18 protein-coding genes and 1 pseudogene are annotated in these 22797 nt (G+C 46.2%); 4 read left to right on the forward strand and 15 right to left on the reverse strand.

The genetic code is table 11. The features are described from left to right. Positions 1-76: 76 nt before the first annotated feature. Positions 77-694: pseudogene (locus DK423_RS01995) on the reverse strand (thiamine pyrophosphate-binding protein); the annotation flags it as partial. Positions 695-849: 155 nt separating this feature from the next. Between DK423_RS01995 and DK423_RS02000 the strand changes: the two are divergent. Next, positions 850-1668, forward strand: a complete 819-nt coding sequence (locus tag DK423_RS02000; protein WP_005558326.1) for a Cof-type HAD-IIB family hydrolase — start codon at positions 850-852, stop codon at positions 1666-1668. Beyond that, complete coding sequence (crcB, locus tag DK423_RS02005; RefSeq protein WP_032996802.1) at positions 1668-2051, forward strand: fluoride efflux transporter CrcB; 384 nt, start codon at positions 1668-1670, stop codon at positions 2049-2051. Before DK423_RS02000 ends, crcB begins: the two co-directional genes overlap by 1 nt. On the opposite strand, the gene DK423_RS02010 is transcribed toward crcB, so the two are convergent. The 5 genes from DK423_RS02010 to DK423_RS02035 all read right to left on the reverse strand — a co-directional run bounded on the left by DK423_RS02010 (position 2029) and on the right by DK423_RS02035 (position 7418). Beyond that, positions 2029-2952, reverse strand: a complete 924-nt coding sequence (locus DK423_RS02010) for an alpha/beta fold hydrolase (protein ID WP_109043856.1) — start codon at positions 2950-2952, stop codon at positions 2029-2031. The genes crcB and DK423_RS02010 overlap by 23 nt on opposite strands. Beyond that, positions 2945-4090 (reverse strand): O-antigen ligase family protein, encoded by a 1146-nt coding sequence (locus DK423_RS02015; RefSeq protein WP_061886036.1) that lies wholly within the window; start codon positions 4088-4090, stop codon positions 2945-2947. Before DK423_RS02015 ends, DK423_RS02010 begins: the two co-directional genes overlap by 8 nt. Before the next feature lie 207 nt (positions 4091-4297). Further along, complete coding sequence (gene fbaA, locus DK423_RS02025) at positions 4298-5377, reverse strand: class II fructose-bisphosphate aldolase (protein WP_005558337.1); 1080 nt, start codon at positions 5375-5377, stop codon at positions 4298-4300. A 65-nt stretch (positions 5378-5442) separates the two neighbouring features. Next, positions 5443-6606, reverse strand: a complete 1164-nt coding sequence (pgk, locus tag DK423_RS02030; RefSeq protein WP_005558339.1) for a phosphoglycerate kinase — start codon at positions 6604-6606, stop codon at positions 5443-5445. Between the two features lie 116 nt (positions 6607-6722). Further along, a complete protein-coding gene (locus DK423_RS02035; protein ID WP_061886343.1) occupies positions 6723-7418 on the reverse strand; it encodes a ribonuclease T2 family protein in 696 nt (231 codons plus the stop codon). Positions 7419-7485: 67 nt separating this feature from the next. Between DK423_RS02035 and DK423_RS02040 the strand changes: the two genes are divergently transcribed. After that, the gene (locus tag DK423_RS02040) at positions 7486-7746 is read left to right on the forward strand and encodes a YfhL family 4Fe-4S dicluster ferredoxin (protein WP_005577046.1); all 261 of its coding nucleotides are present in this window, start codon (positions 7486-7488) and stop codon (positions 7744-7746) included. A gap of 62 nt (positions 7747-7808) precedes the next feature. On the opposite strand, the gene DK423_RS02045 is transcribed toward DK423_RS02040, so the two are convergent. Beyond that, positions 7809-8888 (reverse strand): tRNA/rRNA methyltransferase, encoded by a 1080-nt coding sequence (locus DK423_RS02045; protein ID WP_005558343.1) that lies wholly within the window; start codon positions 8886-8888, stop codon positions 7809-7811. Between the two features lie 185 nt (positions 8889-9073). On the opposite strand from DK423_RS02045, the gene pssA reads away from it, so the two are divergent. Then, positions 9074-10441, forward strand: coding sequence for a CDP-diacylglycerol--serine O-phosphatidyltransferase (pssA, locus tag DK423_RS02050; RefSeq protein WP_005558345.1), 1368 nt, complete (start codon positions 9074-9076; stop codon positions 10439-10441). 100 nt (positions 10442-10541) lie between these two features. On the opposite strand, the gene rpoC is transcribed toward pssA, so the two are convergent. From rpoC to secE, 8 genes are all read right to left on the reverse strand, one after another. After that, on the reverse strand, positions 10542-14810 hold the full coding sequence (gene rpoC / locus DK423_RS02055; protein WP_005558347.1) for a DNA-directed RNA polymerase subunit beta': 4269 nt from the start codon (positions 14808-14810) through the stop codon (positions 10542-10544). A 102-nt stretch (positions 14811-14912) separates the two neighbouring features. After that, complete coding sequence (gene rpoB, locus DK423_RS02060; RefSeq protein WP_109043857.1) at positions 14913-18941, reverse strand: DNA-directed RNA polymerase subunit beta; 4029 nt, start codon at positions 18939-18941, stop codon at positions 14913-14915. Positions 18942-19211: 270 nt separating this feature from the next. Continuing rightward, positions 19212-19583, reverse strand: coding sequence for a 50S ribosomal protein L7/L12 (rplL, locus tag DK423_RS02065; protein ID WP_005558353.1), 372 nt, complete (start codon positions 19581-19583; stop codon positions 19212-19214). A gap of 51 nt (positions 19584-19634) precedes the next feature. Continuing rightward, a complete protein-coding gene (gene rplJ, locus DK423_RS02070) occupies positions 19635-20126 on the reverse strand; it encodes a 50S ribosomal protein L10 (RefSeq protein WP_005558355.1) in 492 nt (163 codons plus the stop codon). 355 nt (positions 20127-20481) lie between these two features. Continuing rightward, positions 20482-21171 carry a 50S ribosomal protein L1 gene (gene rplA / locus DK423_RS02075; protein ID WP_005558357.1) on the reverse strand — a complete coding sequence of 230 codons (690 nt, stop codon included), beginning with the start codon at positions 21169-21171 and terminating at the stop codon, positions 20482-20484. 4 nt (positions 21172-21175) lie between these two features. After that, positions 21176-21604: a 50S ribosomal protein L11 gene (gene rplK, locus DK423_RS02080; protein WP_005542594.1), complete on the reverse strand. Its 429-nt coding sequence runs from the start codon at positions 21602-21604 to the stop codon at positions 21176-21178. A gap of 156 nt (positions 21605-21760) precedes the next feature. Further along, positions 21761-22312: a transcription termination/antitermination protein NusG gene (gene nusG, locus DK423_RS02085; protein WP_005558359.1), complete on the reverse strand. Its 552-nt coding sequence runs from the start codon at positions 22310-22312 to the stop codon at positions 21761-21763. 1 nt (position 22313) lies between these two features. Continuing rightward, the gene (secE, locus tag DK423_RS02090; RefSeq protein WP_005558360.1) at positions 22314-22724 is read right to left on the reverse strand and encodes a preprotein translocase subunit SecE; all 411 of its coding nucleotides are present in this window, start codon (positions 22722-22724) and stop codon (positions 22314-22316) included. Positions 22725-22797: the final 73 nt, after the last annotated feature.

Here is a 22797-nt window from a genome sequence, read left to right on the forward strand (position 1 = left end):
TTTGAGCCCTGTGCAGTACAGAGCTCAATATTTAACTTAGGTTTAGTTATCTGTCCAAGTTTTGGGGAGCAGATCAACCGCCGCCGATATAGGCGACCGGGCGTTGCGCTTCGCGTAATAACGTTAAGGCTTGGGTTAAATGTTCCTCATGAAGTGCGGTGGTTTTTGGCGACGGATTTACCTTTGGCTTCGCCGTAGTCGGTGTAATTTGTACGTCCTTCGGTACATCCACCAGCACTGGGCCCGGTCTGCCGCTTTGTGCGATCTCAAAAGCGTTGGCGAGAATTTCAGGCAATTCTTCAATGTTTTGCACGATGAAACTGTGTTTGGTGCAGGCAAGGGACAAACCTAATACGTCCGCTTCCTGGAATGCATCGGTGCCGATGAGAGGGGAGGCGACCTGCCCGGTAATAGCGACGATGGGAATCGAATCCAATAAGGCATCGCCAAGCCCAGTGATGAGATTGGTGGCTCCCGGTCCGGAGGTAGCGATACACACGCCGACTTTTCCCGAAGTGTGGGCATAGCCGATAGCCGCCATGGCGGCACCCTGTTCGTTACGGCAAAGCAGATGATCTAAACCGGAATCATAGATGGCATCGTAGGTTGGCATGATGGCACCGCCGGGATAGCCGAAAATGGTGTCCACATTGTGTGCTTTTAAGCACTCGATTATTAAATTTGCACCGTTCATACTTACGATAACTTCTATTTTGCGGGAGGAATTTTTTTACTACGTGAAGGATTTAATCTTTTATTACATTTCTTCAAAAAATTCAAGGAAACAACGGATATTTTTGTGCAAAATTTGTTACCATTAGCCATTTATTTTATTTGAGGCAACAAATCATGCAAAAATTTCCTTATCGTGCCGTCGTTTCCGACATGGACGGCACGTTGCTCAACGGGCATCATGTGGTGGGCGATTTTACCGCACAAACCTTGGAACGCTTATATGACAACAAGGTGGATATTATTCTTGCCACGGGGCGTAACTATTTTGACGTATCGAGTATTTTGAAGAAGACCAAGGTGAAAGAGGCGGTGCTGATTACTTCAAACGGCGCGCAGGCGCATAATTTGCAAGGCGAGTTGCTACTCAATAATTCCCTGCCTGAAAACATTGCCTATGAAATCATGAACCTTTCCTTTGATGATACGCGGGTTTGCGTGAACAGTTATCAGGCAGAACGCTGGTTTATCAATAAAGATATTCCCGAGCTTTATAAATATCATAAAGATTCCGGTTTCGTTTACGATGTGGTTGATTTTAAACAACATCACGGCAGAGATACGGAAAAAGTCTTTTTTATCGGACGCACACCGGCGGATTTGGTGGCACTGGAAGAACAATTACGCACGCGTTTCGGCACGCTTGCCAACATTACTTATTCCACGCCTATTTGCCTGGAAGTGATGGGGAAAGGCATATCGAAAGCCTCCACGCTGGCTCAAGTCGTACAACAAAAAGATTACGATTTGCAGGATTGCATCGCTTTCGGCGACGGCATGAATGACGTGGAAATGTTGACGGAAGTGGGCAAAGGCTGCGTGATGGGGAACGCCGATCCGCGTCTGAAACAAGCGGCGCCACAACTGGAAGTTATCGGTCGCCACGGACATGAAGCAGTGGCGTCGTATTTACGTGCTATTTATGGCATTTACTGATGATGTTATCCACGCTTTTGCTGATTAGCAGCGGCGCAGCATTAGGCGCCGGCTTGCGTTGGGGCTTGGGTTTATGGCTGAATCCGCTGTTCGCCATGTTTTCTTTCGGTACGCTTATCGCCAATTATTTCGGCTGTTTTATTATCGGTTTGTTGCTGGCGCTATTTTGGCATTTTCCACAGATTTCTAACGAATGGAAACTTTTCCTGGTGACCGGTTTTCTCGGTAGTTTGACGACATTTTCTTCTTTTTCGGCGGAAGTCATGGAAAATCTGTTGAATGGCAAATGGATGATGGGGCTTGGCGTGATCGCCGCCCATTTATTTGGGAGTTTGCTGTTTACCTGGTTCGACGTGCTGTTTATGCGGGCTTGTCTGGATTAAAAAACGCATAAATGCGTTGTAGCGCCAGCGTGCGAATTTCATCGATTTCAAATAGAATTTCATGTTTGGCGCCATGAATTTTTTGCCGTTCGCCATGGGGCAAAAGTGCGGTCAGTTTTTTCAGCGTTTTATTGTTCACGATCTTTTCCTGTTCTGCCTCCAACACCAACACCGGCGTTTCGATACGAGGCAGAATTTTCGACAGATGCTTAATGGCGGTGAGACACAAATGCACCCAACGGAACGTCGGTCCACCCAGCCGAATTGACGGGTTGTCCCGATTCACCTCATTCATCCATTGCATTCGCGCCACACTATGACTTAACTCGTTCTGTGCCGTATCCACCGGTTTGTAGGCGCTTTTGCCGAACACATAACGTTCGCCTTGCCCCCATAACATCATCAAATTCAGCAATAATTCGTCACGCATCGGCTTTTTGAGTGGCACGCCGAAAAAAGGTGCGGAAAAGGCCGCCTGTTTAATACGATGATCAAAATTCGCCAGATAGTAGGCAGAAATCAACGCACCGAGAGAATGGGCGAGCAGGTATTGCGTCGGATAAGGATAAAGTGCGGTCAGATTTTCAATGATTTTTGCCATGTCCTGCGCGTAAAACCGAAATTCGTCTAAATGCCCTTTTTCGCCGTCTTTCAATAGGCGTTGCGAATAACCCTGCCCGCGATGATCAAACAGCAATACATCGTAGCCCTGATGATAAAAATCCTGCGCGATTTCCGTCCATTTCAGGATGTTTTCCGCCCTGCCGTTCACCAGAATCACTAACTTGCGGGCGACGGGATGATGTATAAAATGCCGATAAGCCAAGCGGCATTGACGTTCGCCCGGCAGATATTGCAGCGGAAATTGCGCGGCAAATTGCAACAGTTCGGTGTTATTCATGGCGCGGATTCTCTGTGGCGGCGCTAAGTTGCTTAACCAAGGCGTAAAACACAATCACCAGGAAAAAATAGAAAATATTGCCCGAGTTATGGCTGAAAAAGCCTTGGCTGAAACAGTAGAACATCACGGAAACAATATGGACGGCACCTAACAACGAAGCGAGTTTCAGTTCTAAATCGGCGCTTTTGAGATGTCGCATAAAGAAACGTAACGGCACGAAAAATACGCCGAGTAAGGCGAGTAAACCTAAGGTGCCGCGTTTGGATAAATCGTCAAAATATTGGTTGTGGGCATGGTTAAAGGAAGCGGCATATTGGCTGATTAAGCCCTGCTCGTGCTGTAATTTGCGTTTTTCGCTGACGCCTTGCACCCCCCAACCGAAAATCGGTTTTTCCTGCGCCATTAACATCACGCTTTTCCACATATCAAAACGGGCGCCGACAGAGGTAGAACCGTTATTTTGTTGGAAATAGGCGGTGATGTCGTATTCTGCGGCGACGATGCGTTCTTTAATTTTGGTATTCGGCAACATTGCAACGGTCGTCACAATCAGGGCAAGCGCAATAAAAAAGCCGGCGAAGAATTTTTTCGATAAATAACGACGATAAGCAAAGAGGATTAACAGGAGAACAAAAGGGATACCAATCCAGCCACCGCGTGCGGTGGATAATAAGCTGGCGAACACACCCATCAGGCTGAAAACGAAATACAAGGCACCGAAGCGATATTGTCTTTTTATAAAAAAGTAAAAGGTAATCGCCAGGGAAAACATGCCCAGCGACATGGCAATATCACCGGATTGAATGTGCATTTGATACTCAAATGCCATGTAGTAATTCAAGATAAAGCGATGAATAATAGCGGTAACGCCCGCAATCAGGCTGCCCCATGGAATGGCGTGTAAAAGCCAATGAAAGCGTATCGGATAATGCGCCAGTAACGGCAGCAAAGTCAGAAAAAGGAGAATGCGGCTCGGGTTGTCAAATTCCCGAATTTTGCCTTGGTGGTACAGAATCGAAAGAGCAAAAAGCAGCACATAAAACAGCAGGGTGGCAACAAACCATTTCTCATTGCCATCATGGGTGAGATTGCCCTTCGGTTTATATAATTGTCGGTAAATGAAAAAAATTACGCCCATCAGAGACAAGATTGCCGGGGTATAGTTATAACCGTGTTTCAACACAAGCAGGCAGGTAAAAAAGAACACCAGTGTTGCGTTAATAACCCCTGTCAGGGGAAGTTTGTATGTTGTCATCTCATTATCGGCAAGAAAACGCTTAAAAAAATGACCGCACTTTATCATCGATATGTCAAAAGTGCGGTCGGTTTTTAATGTATTTTTAAACTATAAAACATCTACACAGTTTAAGTCTTCGAAAGATTGCTCTAAACGTTTAGACATGGATTCTTCCATTTTGCGTAACCAAACGCGCGGATCGTAGTATTTTTTGTTCGGTGCGTCAGGACCTGACGGGTTGCCTAATTGACCTTGCAAATATGCTTCGTTGGCTTTGTAGAAGTTTAAAATGCCATTCCAGGATGCCCATTGAGTGTCGGTATCGATATTCATTTTAATCGCGCCGTAACCAATGGCTTCACGGATTTCTTCGCGGCTGGAACCGGAACCGCCGTGGAAGACGAAGTTGATCGGTTTTGCCGGAAGGTTACGTTGTTTCGCCACGAATTCTTGGCTTGCCCCTAAAATAGACGGTTTTAATTTCACATTACCCGGTTTGTACACGCCGTGTACGTTACCGAATGCCGCCGCTACGGTGAAGTTCGGGCTTACCGGATGTAATTGGTCGTAAACGTAAAGCACGTCGGACGGTTGGGTATAAAGACGGGATTCATCCACATCGGAGTTATCCACGCCGTCTTCTTCACCGCCGGTGATACCTATTTCGATTTCAAGGGTCATGCCCATTTTGCTCATGCGGGCAAGGTATTCACGGCAGATTGCCATGTTTTCTTCCATCGGTTCTTCGGAAAGGTCGATCATGTGGGAGGAGAACAGCGGGCGTCCGGTTTCGGCGAAGTGTTTTTCACCGGCATCAAGTAAGCCATCGATCCAAGGCAGTAATTTTTTCGCTGCGTGGTCGGTGTGTAAAATTACCGGCACGCCGTATTCTTTAGCTAAAGCATGAACGTGTTTCGCACCGGCAATGGCACCTAATACGTCTGGGCGGGCGCCGCCGGCAGGTTTAATGCCTTTACCCGCATAGAATGCCGCACCGCCGTTAGAGAACTGAATGATGACCGGCGCTTTTACACGGGCGGCGGTTTCCAATACGGCATTCACAGAATCGGAACCGACGCAGTTCACGGCCGGAATGGCAAAACCGTGTTCCTTTGCGTATGCGAATACTTTTTGTACATCTTCACCGGTAAGTACGCCCGGTTTTACGATATCTAATAATTTAGCCATAGTTATGTTTCCTTTTTTATGTATGGCAACCACCTGTCGCCCCATACGTTTAATTAAAAGTGCGGTTAGTTTTTCGCGCGTTTTTCAAGAATTTCCACAGCCGGTAAGACCTTACCTTCGACGAATTCTAAGAACGCACCACCGCCGGTTGAGATGTAAGAGATTTTATCTGCAATACCGAAAAGATCGATAGCCGCCAAAGTATCACCACCGCCCGCAATAGAGAATGCGTCGCTGTTGGCAATAGCGCGAGAAATGATTTCAGTTCCTTTGCGGAAGTTCGGGAATTCAAACACGCCCACCGGGCCGTTCCATAGTACAGTTTTGGCGTTTTTGATGATGTCCGCAAGTTGCTCTGCGGATTTGTCACCGATGTCGAAAATGGATTCGTCATCTTTTACTTCGGTCACGGATTTTTCGGTTGCCGGTGCGGTTTCAGAGAATTCGGTACCAACGCGAACATCAACCGGCACAGGAATATCGGTGCTTGCCGCTAATGCCTTGGCAACCGGGATTAAATCCGCTTCATATAAGGATTTACCCACATTGTGACCGGCTGCAGCGATGAAGGTGTTGGCAATACCGCCGCCCACGATAATCTGGTCGGCAATTTTAGACAGGGAGTTCAATACTTCCAATTTGGTGGACACTTTAGAACCGCCCACAATCGCCACCATCGGGCGTGCAGGTTCTTTTAACGCTTTGCCGAGGGCATCCAGTTCCGCCGCAAGTAACGGGCCTGCGCAGGCAACCGGGGCGAATTCGGCGACGCCGTAAGTAGAGGCTTGGGCGCGGTGTGCGGTACCGAAAGCGTCCATTACGAACACATCACAAAGTGCGGCGTATTTTTTGCCTAATTCAGGATCGTTTTTCTTTTCGCCTTTGTTTACGCGAACGTTTTCCAATACAACGATTTCGCCGGCGTTAACATCTACGCCGTCGAGGTAATCACGCACTAAACGTACCGGCACATCAAGATGTTCGTTTAAATAATCAACAACGGGTTGGAGGGAATCTTCAGGTTTGAATTCACCTTCGGTCGGACGACCTAAGTGGGAGGTGACCATCACTTTGGCGCCTTTTTCCAAGGCTAATTTTAAGGTTGGGATGGTGGCACGAATACGCGCATCGGAAGTGACTTTACCGTCTTTTACCGGCACATTCAGGTCGGCACGGATAAATACGCGTTTACCGTTCAAATCTAAATCGGTCATTTTAATTACTGACATAATTTACCTCTTTGCTTGTGAAAAATTAAAAATAAAAACTGTCCGCATTATACCCTGATCTAAGTAGCTTGTAACCTCAATTCCTTTGATCCTACGCAAACGATTATCAAAATTAATTAATAACCGGTGCGATTGCGCGGGCAATCAATCGGTTGCCAGTCTAAGCCGTAACAAATGAATAATTCGTTACGCGCCGCGCCAAGATAGCGATCTTTGAGTTGCGGGTTATTTTTCTTTACCCAGCTAAACAACTCGTTACGGCTTAATTCATAGTTCGGCAGCTTTAAAGTGCGGTATAAATTTTTGATCTTTTCCAAATAATCCTGCGCGTTGTTGAACATACACGAACCGTGTTTTTCCCATTCGCCCTGGATTAAATTGGCGCCGGGCATTTCCGGCAGGTATTGTTCGATGAGTTCCTGCGGCAATTTCGGCAAATCGCCCCGGCAGAAACGCGGATGATCGGAAACCCGTCGCGCCTGTTCGTTTTGAGACCATAACCCATGCACAATCCAACCGAACTGCCGGGTCAAACCACATTGATATTGCAAGGAATTCGGCAGGTTATCGCCATATTGCTTACGTTGGCGCTCACAAAACGCCGGCGACCAGGACAACACCAGCGTGTAATAATCGGTACGGGCTTTTTTATTCTGTCCGATGGGATCGTCTTTCATGATGTAATCGTAATCCCGATCGATTACCACGCCAACCGCTTGTTTCTGCTTGGAAAAATAATACCAGCCGGCAAGTAAAAACATTAAAAACGCCACCACAAAAAATGACAGCAGCAACATACGTTTTTCGTTCATAAAATACCTTTAATTTTATTAATGTATTGATTATAATCCGACCCTTTCAATTTTCCCCGAGGACGCCGTGGCACTATTCATCACTGACAAATGCACAAACTGCGATATGTGCCTGCCGGAATGCCCGAATGAAGCCATTTCAATCGGCGATGAGATCTATGTCATCGATCCTAATTTATGCACCGAATGTGTCGGTCATTACGACACCCCAACCTGCCAAAAAGTTTGCCCCATCAGCAAATGTATCATCACCGACCCCGACCATGTCGAAAGCGAAGACCAGCTTTGGGAACGCTTTGTGCTGATTCATCACGCGGATAAGTTGTAAGTTCTTGTGCCGTCTTGCTAAAAGTGCGGTGAAAAATCAGGGTGTTTTTAGCGCCCGATGTGCTATCTAAAATACCATTTCGCCAATAAAATCCCCGCATTTACCGAGACATTTAAGCCGTTTTTCAGCGGGTTGCCGAAAGACAGGCGTACCTGTTCGTCGGATTTATCCGCCAAGGTGTCCGTTGAGCCTTCGCTTAGCACAAAAACCGTTTTATTTTTTAACCGCACTTTATCCAGCAATAGAGCGTTTTTGTCACTGCTTACATGAATAATTTGATAACCGGCATGGCGTAATTGTTCAAGGGCGTTGCGGGTGTCGTCGGTTTCCAGCACGCGGACGTATTCCGCACCGCCTTCCGCCACGCGTAGAGTAGCGGCGGAATTGAGACTTTCCGCGTCTTCCACCACAATATTTTTAACGCCGAAAAACGCACAGGTGCGCAAAATGCCGCCGAGGTTCTGTGCGTTATTCACGCCGTCTAACAGCACCAGACAGTCTTCTTGATGAGGCACATCCAAATAACCTTGCAAGGTGAACGGATGGGATTTTTTCACCAGCATACAAATGCCGCCGTGATGTTCGGTGCCGCTGACTTTGGTGAGCTCGTCGTTCTCCACAATGTGATAAGCCTTTTTGTTAGCGGCTAAATAGCTGCAAAGATCGCCGATTTTGTGCGCCATTTGCACGGTCGCCCATAAGCGCACGATATTGCCGGGGCGCTGTTCAAAAAGGGCTAAACAGGCGTTTTCACCATACACCTTCATTTCTTCGGCACGATTTTTCTTGATTTTTTCCGGTGCGCGCGGCGATAACGGACCGGTTTTTTTCTCTCGCGGTTTATCGCCAAATTGACTGCTTTTCACCATCACTTTCACGCCACCTTCCGCCCCGCCGGCTTTTTTCATGGTGCTTTCGGCAATATGTAAGGTTTTTTCTTGGCTGTCGGCGCGCTTGAAGGGCGGCTTTTTGCCTTGTTTTTTATTGAACTCCGAGCGTGAATCGGCATTCGGTGCGTTAAAGTGCGGTCGGTTTTTCCCGCGTTTTTTGTGTTCTGCGCCGACATGGCGTTCGTTAAAGGCTTTTTCTTGGAAAGATTTCGTTGCGGATTTGAAGGTTGGTTTGTTTGAATGTTGGTTCATAGTGGGTGCCGATATGGATAGCGGTAAAATGAACGGATTTTGCTCATTTTTAGTGTAAAAGTGTGAACATTATAACGAAAAAAAACCTTTTTTCTACCAAGGCGGGCGATAAATATTGTAAACTACGGCACTAATTAAAATTCATTTACATTCTTACTCACAGCGTTTTTACAGAGAACTAATTTATGTTTACAGATAAAATCGAACGTGCCCGCAAACGTCTTGAAAGCCTGCCATGTTTGCCGTTACAGCCGGAGCAAGTGGAATTTATTTATAGCCCGGCTGCCTTTAAAAGCGAAATTATTCAACTTATTCGACAAGCAAAAACGCGGATTATTGTGACCGCACTTTATTGGCAAAATGACGAAGCGGGACAAGAAATTCTGGATGAAATTTATCGTGCGAAGCAGGATAAACCGGAACTGGAAGTAAAAATTTTAATTGATTGGCATCGGGCGCAACGTAATTTGTTAGGCGCGGAGAAAAGCGCCACCAATGCCGATTGGTATTATGAAACCCGCCAAAAATATCAACTCGCAGAAGATCCGCATATGTTCTTCGGTGTACCGATTAACACCCGCGAAGTGTTCGGCGTGCTGCACATTAAAGGTTTTGTGTTCGATGACACGGTGCTATACAGCGGCGCCAGCATTAATAACGTGTATTTACAGCAAAATGAGAAATACCGTTACGATCGCTATCAAAAAATCACTCACCCCGTATTAGCCGACATCATGGTGAATTTCGTGCGTCAGAATCTGCTGGATACCGATGTAGTGCTGCCGTTGGATGCCGCCAACCCGCCGAAAACCAAAGAAATTCGCGGCAATATTCGCGCGTTCCGTAAAAATCTTGCAGCGTATGGGCAATATCAACTGCCAAGTGCGGTGTCTTTTGGCGATGAATTAACGATTACACCGTTATTCGGTTTAGGCGGCGCAGGCAATATTCTCAATTCGACCATTGAAGACTTGTTCCAACTGGTAGAAGAAAAACTGACTATTTGTACGCCATATTTCAATTTCCCGAACACGTTGCAGCAAAAAATCCGTTATTTGCTCGGTAAAGGCAAGCAAATTGAGATTATCGTCGGCAACAAAGTGGCGAACGATTTTTATATTCCGCCGGATCAACCGTTTAAAATGGCGGGTGCGCTGCCGTATTTGTACGAAAGCAATTTGCGTCGTTTCAGTAAAAAATTTGAACGGGAAATCACCGAGGGGCAACTTACCGTACGCACCTGGAAAGACGGCGATAACACCTATCATCTGAAAGGCGTTTGGGTGGACGAAAATTATATTCTGCTCACCGGTAATAACCTAAACCCGCGTGCGTGGCGTCTGGATGCGGAAAACGGTTTGTTCATCCACGATCCGAAACAGCAACTGCGTCCCCAAGTGTTAAATGAACTGGAATACATCCGCCGCCACACCACCGTGCTGAAACACTACACCGAGCTGGAAGAATTAAATCAATACCCGGCACCGGTACAAAAACTCCTGAAAAAATTCGCCCATATTAAAGCAGATAAACTGGTGAAAATGATTTTGTAGCGGAAAAGTGCGGTCAAAATTTTAAGTGTTTTTTAAGATTGGTAGTAGGCATAGTAGACAAAAAACCCGAGACTGGCTCGGGTTTTTATTTACGGGAATCTTATTCCGCGTGATTGTCTTCTTCCACCATGTTTAACATTTCGGTTAAACTTGCTGACGCATCTTCGGAGGTCATCACGAATTCGGAAGCAATTTCTTCTTCATCCGCCGCCGATAATCTTACCGACACCTCGTCATCCACGATGGCTGTCGGGTTTTTATGGCGATTTCGGTGATACGCAAAACCGGTACCCGCAGGGATCAAACGACCCACGATGACGTTTTCTTTCAAGCCACGTAATTCATCACGTTTACCGGCAACCGCCGCTTCCGTTAACACACGGGTGGTTTCCTGGAAGGAGGCCGCAGAGATGAAGGACTCGGTTGCCAAGGACGCTTTGGTGATACCCAATAATTCGCGTTCATATTCAACCGGCTGTTTGCCTTCCACTTCGCGTTTGCGGTTAACGATTTTCACACGCGCCACTTCCACTTGTTCCCCTTCAAGGAATTCGGAATCGTAGGCTTTGGTAACGATAGCTTTACGCAACATTTGGCGTACGATCACTTCGATGTGTTTATCGTTAATTTTTACCCCCTGTAAGCGGTAAACTTCCTGCACTTCGTTAACGATGTATTCGGTCACGGCGTGTACACCGCGTAAACGCAAGATGTCATGTGGCGTTTCCGCACCGTCGGAGATTAAATCACCGCGTTGTACCATTTCACCTTCGAACACGTTCAATTGACGCCATTTCGGAATCATTTCTTCGTACACTTCGCCTTCCGCCGGGGTAATCAATAAACGACGTTTACCTTTGGTTTCTTTACCGAAAGACACGATACCGGAAATTTCCGCCAAGATGGCAGGCTCTTTCGGTTTACGCGCTTCAAATAAGTCTGCCACTCGCGGAAGACCACCGGTAATATCTTTGGTACCCACGGATTCTTGCGGAATACGCGCCAACGGATCACCCACATGCACTTCTGCGCCGTCATCTAAGGTCACGATTGCCTTACTTGGCAAGAAGTATTGCGCCGCGACGTCGGTACCCGGTACCAAGACATCGTTACCTTTCTCATCAACCAGTTTGATTGCAGGGCGCAAATCTTTACCGGCGGTGGCACGTTCACCCACGTCTTGCACCACGATGGAAGAAAGACCGGTGAGTTCGTCGGTTTGACGGGTCACGGTTAAACCGTCCACGATGTCCACGAATTTCACAAAACCGCCTACTTCGGAGATCACCGGCATAGTATGCGGATCCCAGTTGGCGATGGTTTCGCCGGCATTTACTTCCTGGTGATCGCCTTTGCTTAAAATCGCACCGTAAGGCACTTTATAATGCTCTTTAGTACGGCCGAAATTATCCACAACGGTCAACTCCGTATTACGGGAAGTCAATACCAATTTGCCTTCGTTGTTAGTCACGAATTTCGCATTGGCTAAACGCAATGTACCGTTGTTTTTCACTTGTACACTGGATTCTTTGGCTGCCGCAGATGCCGCACCACCAATGTGGAACGTACGCATGGTTAACTGTGTACCCGGTTCACCGATAGATTGTGCCGCGATAACACCTACCGCTTCACCTTGGTTAATCAGGTGACCGCGCGCCAGGTCACGACCGTAACATTTCGCACAAACGCCGAAATCGGTGTTACAGGTTACGACGGAGCGCACTTTTACGCTGTCCACGGAATTTTCATCCAACACATCACACAATTTTTCATCAAGCAAGGTATTGCGCGGAATTAAGACTTCTTCCGTACCTGGTTTGGAGATGTCTTCCGCCGCCACACGACCTAATACCAACTCGCGTAGAGGCACTTTTTCATCGCCACCTTCGATTAACGGAGTCATCACTATACCTTCGTGCGTACCACAGTCATCTTCGATGATCACTAAGTCTTGTGCCACGTCAACCAAACGACGGGTTAAGTAACCGGAGTTCGCGGTTTTCAACGCGGTATCCGCCAAACCTTTACGCGCACCGTGGGTAGAAATAAAGTATTGTAAAACGTTTAACCCTTCACGGAAGTTCGCGGTGATTGGGGTTTCGATAATGGAACCGTCCGGACGTGCCATCAAACCACGCATACCCGCTAACTGACGAATCTGCGCCGCAGAACCACGGGCACCGGAATCCGCCATCATAAAGATACTGTTGAAAGAGGCTTGTTTTTCCGGCTTACCTTCGCGGTTGATCACTTCTTCCGAAGACAGGTTTTCCATCATGGCTTTGGCAACGCGTTCATTGGCTGCCGCCCAAATATCGATCACTTTGTTATAACGTTCGCCCGCTGTCACAAGACCGGATTGGAATTGTTCCTGAATTTCGGCAACTTCTTCTTCCGCCGCAGAAATAATTTCGTATTTCTTCGCCGGAATCACCATGTCGTCGATACCCACGGAGGAACCGGAACGTGCCGCATAAGCAAAACCAGTGTACATGATTTGGTCGGCGAACATGACGCTGGCTTTTAAGCCTAAACGACGATAGCTTTCATTGATTAACTTAGAAATGGCTTTTTTGCCAAGAGTTTGGTTAAACAAGCTAAACGGCATGCCTTTCGGCGCGATCATCCATAAGATGGCGCGACCGATGGTGGTGTCGGTTAGGGTTGTTTTCGGTTCAAACTCACCGGCGTCGTTTTTCACATATTCGGTAATACGCACTTTCACGCGGGAATGCAATTCCGCCTGACCGGTACGATAGGCTTTTTCCGCTTCGCGCGGATCTTGCAATAGCATGCCTTCACCTTTACCGTTCACTTTTTCGCGGGTCATGTAGTAAAGCCCTAATACCACGTCTTGTGACGGAACGATAATCGGATCGCCGTTCGCCGGAGAAAGAATGTTATTGGTGGACATCATTAACGCACGCGCTTCTAATTGCGCTTCAAGCGTCAACGGAACGTGCACCGCCATTTGGTCACCGTCGAAGTCCGCGTTAAACGCCGCACAAACAAGCGGGTGTAATTGGATCGCTTTACCTTCGATTAAGATCGGTTCAAAAGCCTGGATACCCAAACGGTGAAGTGTCGGCGCACGGTTCAACAGAATTGGATGTTCGCGAATCACTTCCGCCAGAATATCCCAAACGATGGCGTCTTCACGCTCCACCATTTTCTTCGCCGCTTTAATGGTGGTGGTATAACCACGGCTTTCTAATTTTGCATAGATAAACGGACGGAATAATTCCAACGCCATTTTCTTCGGCAAACCGCATTGGTGTAGGTGTAAGTATGGACCTACGGTGATAACGGAACGACCGGAATAGTCAACACGTTTACCCAACAAGTTTTGACGGAAACGACCTTGTTTACCTTTAATCATATCCGCCAATGATTTTAACGGACGACGGTTAGAACCGGTGATGGCACGACCGCGACGACCGTTATCCAATAAGGCATCTACGGATTCTTGCAACATACGTTTTTCATTGCGCACGATAATATCCGGTGCGATAAGATCCAATAAACGTTTTAAACGGTTGTTACGGTTAATCACACGACGATATAAATCGTTCAAATCGGAAGTCGCGAAACGACCGCCGTCTAACGGCACTAACGGACGTAAATCCGGCGGAAGTACCGGCAATACGGTCATCACCATCCATTCCGGTTTGTTGCCGGATTGCAAGAAAGCTTCCAATAATTTTAAGCGTTTCGTGATTTTCTTACGTTTGGTTTCGGAATTGGTTTCTTGTAATTCTTCGCGTAAATTTTCGCATTCCGCTTCCAAATCGATACCGCGCAATAAGGCTTGAATGGCTTCCGCCCCCATTTTTGCGTCGAACTCATCCTGCCAGCGGTCTTCCGCGTCAAGATATTGTTCTTCGGTTAATAACTGACTGCGTTCCAAATCGGTCATGCCCGGCTCGATCACGATATAAGATTCAAAATAAAGCACGCGTTCAATATCACGCAACGGCATATCTAACAACAAACCGATACGGGACGGCAGGGATTTTAAGAACCAAATGTGCGCCACCGGGGAAGCCAATTCGATGTGCCCCATACGCTCACGGCGTACTTTGGTTTGGGTGACTTCAACGCCACATTTTTCACAAATCACACCACGGTGTTTTAAGCGCTTGTACTTACCGCACAAACATTCGTAATCTTTTACCGGTCCGAAAATACGGGCGCAGAAAAGACCGTCACGTTCCGGTTTAAAGGTACGATAGTTGATTGTTTCAGGTTTTTTAACTTCACCGTATGACCAAGAACGGATCATGTCAGGTGAGGCTAAACCGATTTTAATCACATCAAAATCTTCAGCGGTTTTTGATTGTGCTTTTAAAAATTTAACTAAGTCTTTCACAGATTTGCTCCTGTCGGAGTTAAACTTATTCAAGTGCGGTCGTTTTTCAAAACGTTTTTAAAATCGACCGCACTTGGGCTCAATAGGGGTCAATACCCTGACTTATTCTTCGTCCAAGTCGATGTTGATACCAAGTGAACGGATTTCTTTCATAATTACGTTGAAAGATTCCGGTGTGCCCGGATCCATTTGTTGGTTGCCGCTGACGATGTTTTTATACATCTTCGTACGACCGTTCACGTCATCGGATTTCACTGTTAACATTTCTTGTAAGGTATAAGCTGCACCATAAGCTTCAAGTGCCCACACCTCCATCTCACCGAAACGTTGACCACCGAATTGCGCCTTACCGCCCAACGGTTGTTGGGTAACAAGACTGTAAGAACCGGTTGAACGTGCGTGCATTTTGTCATCAACTAAGTGGTTCAATTTGAGCATATACATGTAACCTACGGTTACCGGACGCTCGAATTTTTCACCTGTGCGACCATCATAAAGGGTAATTTGACCGGAAGTCGGTAAACCACCAAGCTCTAATAAACCTTTGATTTCTTTTTCATGTGCACCGTCAAATACCGGTGTAGCAACCGGCAAACCTTTACGCAGGTTTTGCGCCAAACGCATCACTTCTTCGTCGGTAAAAGTGCTGAGATCCACTTTTTGTGAACCGCCGCCAAGGTCATAGGCTTTTTGTATGTATTCACGTAATTTCGCGATAGATTGTTGCTGTTTAATCATCGCGTTAATTTGATCGCCGATACCTTTCGCTGCAAAACCTAAGTGAGTTTCCAAGATCTGACCGATATTCATACGGGACGGAACGCCCAGCGGGTTCAATACGATTTCAACAGGTTGACCGTTTTCATCGTATGGCATGTCTTCCACCGGATTAATTTTTGAGATAACCCCTTTGTTACCGTGACGACCCGCCATTTTATCACCCGGTTGAATTTGACGTTTCACCGCAAGATACACTTTAACCACTTTCAACACGCCCGGTGCCAAATCGTCGCCTTGGATGATCTTGTTGCGTTGAACTTCCAATTTACGTTCAAATTCTTTGCGTAATTCTTCGTGCTGTTCTGCCAACTGTTCTAATTGGTGTTGTTTTTCTTCGTTATCTAAAGTTTGTTCTAACCATTTAGTGCGGTCTAATTTATCCAAGGATTTCGCATCGAAACCGCCGGATAACAGCAGATTGCGTACGCGCATAAACAAGCCGGCTTCCAAGATCTCAAACTCTTCGCTCAAGTCTTTTTTCGCTTGTTTTAATTGCATTTCTTCAATTTCTAACGCACGTTTGTCTTTTTCCACACCATCGCGGGTAAACACTTGCACATCGATAACCGTACCAGAAACGCTGTTTGGTACGCGTAGAGAAGAGTCTTTCACATCGGAGGCTTTTTCACCGAAGATCGCGCGCAATAATTTTTCTTCAGGGGTTAATTGGGTTTCACCTTTTGGTGTCACTTTACCCACCAGAATATCGCCGCCTTTCACTTCCGCACCGATATACACGATACCGGATTCGTCCAACTTACTTAGTGCGGCTTCACCGACGTTAGGAATATCCGCGGTAATTTCTTCCGCGCCTAATTTGGTATCACGCGCCACACAAGAAAGCTCTTGGATGTGAATCGTGGTGAAGCGATCTTGTTGAACCACGCGCTCGGAGACTAACATGGAGTCTTCGAAGTTATAACCGTTCCACGGCATGAACGCTACGCGAATGTTTTGCCCCAACGCCAATTCACCTAAATCGGTGGAAGGACCGTCTGCCAGGATTTCACCGCGTTCCACCGGATCGCCCAATTCCACACAAGGAATTTGGTTGATACAGGTATTTTGGTTAGAACGGGTATATTTAATCAGGTTATAAATATCAATACCGGCTTCGCCCGCAACGGTTTCGTCTTCGTTGACTTTCACCACGATACGGGACGCATCTACATATTGAATAGTACCGCCGCGTTTTGCCACGACCGCCACACCGGAGTCAAGGGCTACCGCTTTTTCGATACCGGTACCGACTAACGGTTTGTCCGCGCGCAAGGTCGGCACGGCTTGACGTTGCATGTTCGCCCCCATCAAGGCACGGTTCGCATCGTCATGCTCCAGGAACGGAATCAATGCCGCCGCCACGGAAACCACTTGTTGGGTAGAAACGTCCATGTAGTGAATTTCTTCCGGTTTATACAAGCCGGACTCACCATGTTCACCACGACAGGTTACGAAGGCATCGGTAAAGCGGAAATCATCATCAAGATTGGAGTTCGCCTGTGCAATAACGTATTTCCCTTCTTCAATGGCGGACAAATATTCGATTTCTTCGGTAACTTGACCGTTCACCACTTTACGATACGGGGTTTCCAAGAAACCGTAGTCGTTGGTACGCGCATAAACGGAAAGCGAGTTAATCAAACCGATGTTCGGACCTTCAGGGGTTTCAATCGGACACACACGACCGTAGTGGGTGGCGTGTACGTCACGTACTTCAAAACCGGCACGCTCACGGGTTAAACCGCCCGGACCTAGCGCAGAAATACGGCGTTTGTGGGTCACTTCCGATAACGGGTTGTTCTGGTCCATAAATTGAGATAATTGGGATGAACCGAAGAATTCTTTCACCGCAGCGGAAATCGGTTTTGCGTTGATTAAATCTTGCGGGGTAACGGCTTCCAAATCACCTAAAGATAAGCGTTCTTTTACCGCGCGTTCAACACGAACCAAACCGATACGGAATTGATTTTCCGCCATTTCACCCACGGAACGAATACGACGGTTACCTAAGTGGTCAATATCATCCACTTCACCACGGCCATTACGGATATCAATCAATTTCTTCATCACACTGACAATATCTTCGTTGCTTAAGGTACCGCTGCCGGTGGTTTCTTCAATGCCTAAAGAACGGTTGAATTTCATGCGACCTACCGCAGATAAATCATAGCGGTCGGAAGAGAAGAATAAATTATCGAATAACGCTTCCGCCGCTTCTTTTGTCGGTGGTTCGCCCGGACGCATCATACGATAAATTTCCACCAAAGCGCTTAAACGGTCGTTCGACGGATCGACACGCAGGGTTTCGGAAATGTACGGCCCGTAATCCAAGTCATTAGTAAATAAGGTTTCCAGCGTGGTATAACCGGCTTGTGCCAATTTCGCCAATAATTCAAGGGAAAGTTCCATATTCGCCGGGCAAATTAATTCGCCGGTTTCTAAATCCACATAATCTTTTGCGGCAACTTTGCCGATAATATATTCGGTTGGCACTTCCACCTGAGTGATTTTATCTTTTTCCAACGCTTTAATGTGACGGGCGGTAATACGACGACCGCGTTCTACATACACCTTGCCTTTGGCTTCAATATCAAAGGCGGCGGTTTCACCGCGTAAGCGCTCCGGCACTAACGTCATCAACAATTTGTTATCTTTGATTTCAAAAGTAATTTTATAAAAGAAAAGATCTAAAATTTGTTCAGTGGTGTAGCCTAAAGCACGCAAAATTATGGTTGCCGGTAATTTACGACGGCGGTCAATACGTGCGTATAAGTTATCTTTTGGATCAAACTCAAAATCCAACCATGAACCACGGTAAGGAATAATGCGTGCATTATAAAGCACTTTACCTGAAGAGTGGGTTTTGCCTTTGTCGCTATCAAAAAACACACCCGGACTACGGTGTAATTGAGACACGATAACACGCTCGGTACCGTTAATCACAAAAGTACCGTTATCGGTCATCAGTGGGATTTCACCCATGTAAACTTCTTGTTCTTTAATATCTTTGATAGTACCCGGTGCTGCGTCTTTGTCATAGCTGACTAAACGCAATTTCACACGCAACGGTGCTGCATAAGTCGTGCCGCGAATTTGACATTCACGCACATCAAATACCGGCTCGCCTAATTGATAGCTGACATATTGTAATTCGGTATTTCCGTTCGTACTGACAATTGGGAAGACAGAGCGGAAAGCGGCTTCTAAGCCTTGTTGACTATCCGGATCTCTTTTAATAAATTTCTCAAAAGAATCGATCTGGATTGTTAATAAATAGGGAATATTTAAAACTTGCGGACGTTTGCCGAAGTCTTTACGAATTCGTTTTTTCTCGGTATAGGAGTAAACCATAGGGTTCCTCTGCTTGCTGTTCAGTGACCCACAATCAACACACAATAATTTGGGCAAATATTGGTGATAATGTATTAGATACCGTTTTAGATGACCGCACTATGAACCTTACTTCTTGAGTGGGCATGACTCAAATTAACGTGCTTGATTTAATTTGAGGAAACAAAAGTAATCAAACGGCAAATTTACTTCTGTTTTTGATAGCACAAAATGGCTGATGGTTACCCACCAGCCATTTAGCCTGAAAAACAGGACGAAATCGAATCAAAATTATTTGATTTCTACTTTCGCGCCGGCTTCTTCTAATTCTTTCTTAAGTGCTTCTGCTTCTGCTTTAGCGATACCTTCTTTCAATACGGCCGGCGCAGATTCAACTAAGTCTTTAGCTTCTTTCAAGCCTAAACCAGTTGCACCGCGTACTGCTTTGATTACCGCTACTTTGTTAGCGCCTGCTTCAGCGAGAACTACGTCGAATTCAGTTTTTTCTTCTGCCGCTGCTGCTGCACCACCTGCCGGAGCTGCTGCTACTGCTGCCGCTGCGGAAACGCCGAATTTTTCTTCCATCGCTGCGATTAATTCAACGATTTCAGTTACAGATTTAGAAGCAATCGCTTCAATGATTTGTTCGTTAGTTAATGACATAACAATCAATTCCTAAAGTAAATAAAGTTAATTGGATGAAGAAACGCTTGATTAAGCCGCTTCTTGTAATTTGTCGCGTAATGCCGCAAAAGTGCGAACAAGTTTGCCTGCCGCAGCTTCTTTCATTGTGCCCATTAAACGTGCAATTGCTTCGTCGTAAATCGGTAATGTTGCTAAGAATTCAACATCTTGGATCTTACCTTCAAAGGCCGCACCTTTAAGTTCAAACTTATCGTTTGCTTTAGCAAATTCTTTGAACAAACGTGCCGCAGCACCCGGATGTTCGTTAGAGAATGCAATAAGTGTCGGACCGGTGAAAGCGTCTTTTAAACACTCGAATTCAGTGCCTTCTACCGCACGACGTAATAAAGTATTACGAACAACGCGCATAGAAACACCGGCTTCGCGTGCAGATTTACGCAATTCGGTCATTTTATCTACGGTGACACCACGGGAATCCGCGATCACGGCAGAAAGGGCACCTTTGGCTGCTTCATTTACTTCGGCAACAATTGCTTGTTTGTCTTGAAGATTTAATGCCATTGGCTGTTAGCTCCTGAATACACTCCGATTGCTCGGAATTTAGATACCTAATAACAAAGCTATTAGGACGAATTCGGTGCACAGAAGCAAGAAAATTCTTATTCTGTTCACCATCTACGTAGGATGATTAAGATTGCTCCCCTACGGTCTTGGACGGGGCTTGAATGAGGTCAAGCACCAACCAGAAATGTTAAACCGCAAGCAAAGTGCGGTCTAAAAAGGACGCAAATTATAACGACCGAAACGGCATTTGTAAAGCCTTATGATAAAAAATCATCAATTCGCCCGTAATAAACGTCGCAAAAAATAACCGCACTTTTAAAAGTGCGGTCATATTTCATCGTATTTCTACGGATTAAAGTGAAGCTTGATCAATCGCTACACCGGCACCCATCGTGGTAGAAAGGCTGACTTTCTTGATGAAGATACCTTTAGACGTGGTAGGTTTCGCTTTGGTTAACGCGGCTAACAACGCTTGAAGGTTTTCTTTTAATTGATCTTCGGAGAAGTTTGCTTTACCGATAGTGGTGTGGATGATACCGTTTTTGTCGTTGCGATAACGAATCTGACCGGATTTTGCGTTTTTAACCGCTTCGGCAACGTTTGGTGTTACCGTACCGACTTTCGGGTTTGGCATTAAGCCGCGCGGACCTAATACTTGGCCTAATTGACCGACAACACGCATTGCATCAGGAGAAGCGATAACAACATCAAAGTTCATTTCGCCTTTCTTGATTTGCTCTGCCAAATCTTCCATGCCCACTAAATCCGCACCGGCTGCTTTAGCCGCTTCTGCGTTTGCACCTTGAGTGAACACAGCAACGCGAACTTCACGACCGGTACCGTGTGGTAATACGGTTGCGCCACGCACGTTTTGATCGGATTTACGCGGGTCGATACCCAAGTTTACGGCAACGTCAACGCTTTCAACGAATTTAGCGGTTGAGAATTGTTTTAACAATGCGATAGCTTCGTTGATTTCGTACGCTTTAGTAGAATCTACGCCAGCTTTGATTGCTTTCATTCTTTTAGTCAATTTAGCCATCGTATTACTCCTCTACCACTAAGCCCATTGAACGAGCAGTACCGGCGATTGATTTCATTTTAGTTTCGATAGTCGCACCGGTCATATCGGCTGCTTTGGTTTCAGCGATTTGACGGATTTGATCCAAAGTCACTTTACCCACTTTATCCTTGTTCGGTTTACCGGAACCGGATTTAATGCCTGCCGCTTTTTTCAATAACACGGCTGCCGGTGGAGTTTTCGTTACGAAAGTGAATGAACGGTCTGCATAAACAGTGATAACAACCGGAATCGGTAAACCTTTTTCTAAGCTCTCGGTACGAGCGTTAAATGCTTTACAGAATTCCATGATGTTCACACCCTGTTGACCTAATGCAGGACCAACCGGTGGAGACGGGTTTGCCATACCGGCTGCAACTTGCAGCTTAACGTAGGCTTGAACTTTTTTTGCCATTTTAGTTTCCTCTGAATGGGTGATAACGCTATTGCTAGCTCCCCTGTTGTTAAAAAGGGCTGCATTCTAATCAAATACAACCGGCTTTTCAAGTAAAACGCCGAAAAAACCGACCGCACTTTCCCAAAAGTGCGGTAGAAAATCCATGTGTTTTTACTAGTTATTTTTTTCTACCTGACCGAACTCAAGTTCAACCGGTGTAGCACGACCGAAAATAGACACGGAGACTTTCAAACGACCTTTTTCGTAATCGACCTCTTCCACTGTACCGTTGAAATCTATAAACGGCCCTTCAGTTACACGCACTTCTTCGCCCGGCTGGAATGTCGTTCTTGGTTTCGGTTTGTCGTTGCTTTGCTCTAAGCGATTTAAAATAATATCCGCTTCACGACTGCTGATTGGTGCCGGCTTATCCGGTGTGCCGCCGATAAAACCCATCACCCGCGGCACGCTGCGCACCAAGTGCCAGGTGTCATCATTCATTTCCATTTGCACCAGCACATAACCCGGAAAATATTTACGCTCACTTTTACGGCGTTTACCGGCTACATTTTCAACAACCTCTTCCGTCGGCACCAACACTTCGCCGAACTGATCTTCCATATTGTGAAGTTTAATGTATTCACGCAATGTGGTTGCTGCTCGTGCTTCAAAACCGGAGAATGCCTGCAACACATACCAACGTTTTTTGTTTGCGGTTTCGGTCATTTTAGAATCTCCAGTCGGTTAAAAAGGTAATAATGCTGACGATAATTGAATCTAACCCCCAAAGGATTAAAGACACAAACACGGTGATACCAACAACCATCAATGTAGTTTGCGTCGTTTCCGGGCGGGTCGGCCAGACGATTTTGCGCAATTCGGTACGGGCATCTTTAAAGAAGCCAAGGGCTTTTCTGCCTTGGTTGGTGCTCGCTGCGACACCTAAAGAAATCAACAGCAAGACAACAATTGCAACTACGCGAATCGGCGTAGCATATTGGTCTTGGAAATAAATATTACCAAATGCGGTCGCTGCGATGATCAATACTGTCAGCAACCATAAAAAAATGTTTAATCCCTTAGCTTTTTCAATGGGAGCCTCAGGTGCATTTTTCTTTTTCTCAATCTCTAATGCCATAAAAATTTATCCATTATGTAACTTAATGTAACTTAAAAACGGGGATCCTTTTTCGAACGCAGGATTATAGCAG

This window comes from Aggregatibacter actinomycetemcomitans, from assembly GCF_003130205.1.
Taxonomy (GTDB): Bacteria; Pseudomonadota; Gammaproteobacteria; order Enterobacterales; family Pasteurellaceae; genus Aggregatibacter; species Aggregatibacter actinomycetemcomitans_A.

What these genes read in the sequence shown, in the direction of transcription:
- DK423_RS02010 (WP_109043856.1), bottom strand. Translation starts at nt 2,952, where the DNA reads ATGAATAACACCGAACTGTTGCAATTTGCCGCGCAATTTCCGCTGCAA.
- rplK (WP_005542594.1), bottom strand. Translation starts at nt 21,604, where the DNA reads ATGGCAAAAAAAGTTCAAGCCTACGTTAAGCTGCAAGTTGCAGCCGGT.
- rplA (WP_005558357.1), bottom strand. Translation starts at nt 21,171, where the DNA reads ATGGCTAAATTGACTAAAAGAATGAAAGCAATCAAAGCTGGCGTAGAT.
- rplL (WP_005558353.1), bottom strand. Translation starts at nt 19,583, where the DNA reads ATGTCATTAACTAACGAACAAATCATTGAAGCGATTGCTTCTAAATCT.
- DK423_RS02000 (WP_005558326.1), top strand. Translation starts at nt 850, where the DNA reads ATGCAAAAATTTCCTTATCGTGCCGTCGTTTCCGACATGGACGGCACG.
- rplJ (WP_005558355.1), bottom strand. Translation starts at nt 20,126, where the DNA reads ATGGCATTAAATCTTCAAGACAAACAAGCAATTGTTGCCGAAGTAAAT.
- DK423_RS02035 (WP_061886343.1), bottom strand. Translation starts at nt 7,418, where the DNA reads ATGAACGAAAAACGTATGTTGCTGCTGTCATTTTTTGTGGTGGCGTTT.
- crcB (WP_032996802.1), top strand. Translation starts at nt 1,668, where the DNA reads ATGATGTTATCCACGCTTTTGCTGATTAGCAGCGGCGCAGCATTAGGC.
- DK423_RS02045 (WP_005558343.1), bottom strand. Translation starts at nt 8,888, where the DNA reads ATGAACCAACATTCAAACAAACCAACCTTCAAATCCGCAACGAAATCT.
- rpoB (WP_109043857.1), bottom strand. Translation starts at nt 18,941, where the DNA reads ATGGTTTACTCCTATACCGAGAAAAAACGAATTCGTAAAGACTTCGGC.
- pgk (WP_005558339.1), bottom strand. Translation starts at nt 6,606, where the DNA reads ATGTCAGTAATTAAAATGACCGATTTAGATTTGAACGGTAAACGCGTA.
- fbaA (WP_005558337.1), bottom strand. Translation starts at nt 5,377, where the DNA reads ATGGCTAAATTATTAGATATCGTAAAACCGGGCGTACTTACCGGTGAA.
- secE (WP_005558360.1), bottom strand. Translation starts at nt 22,724, where the DNA reads ATGGCATTAGAGATTGAGAAAAAGAAAAATGCACCTGAGGCTCCCATT.
- DK423_RS02015 (WP_061886036.1), bottom strand. Translation starts at nt 4,090, where the DNA reads ATGGGCGTAATTTTTTTCATTTACCGACAATTATATAAACCGAAGGGC.
- nusG (WP_005558359.1), bottom strand. Translation starts at nt 22,312, where the DNA reads ATGACCGAAACCGCAAACAAAAAACGTTGGTATGTGTTGCAGGCATTC.
- pssA (WP_005558345.1), top strand. Translation starts at nt 9,074, where the DNA reads ATGTTTACAGATAAAATCGAACGTGCCCGCAAACGTCTTGAAAGCCTG.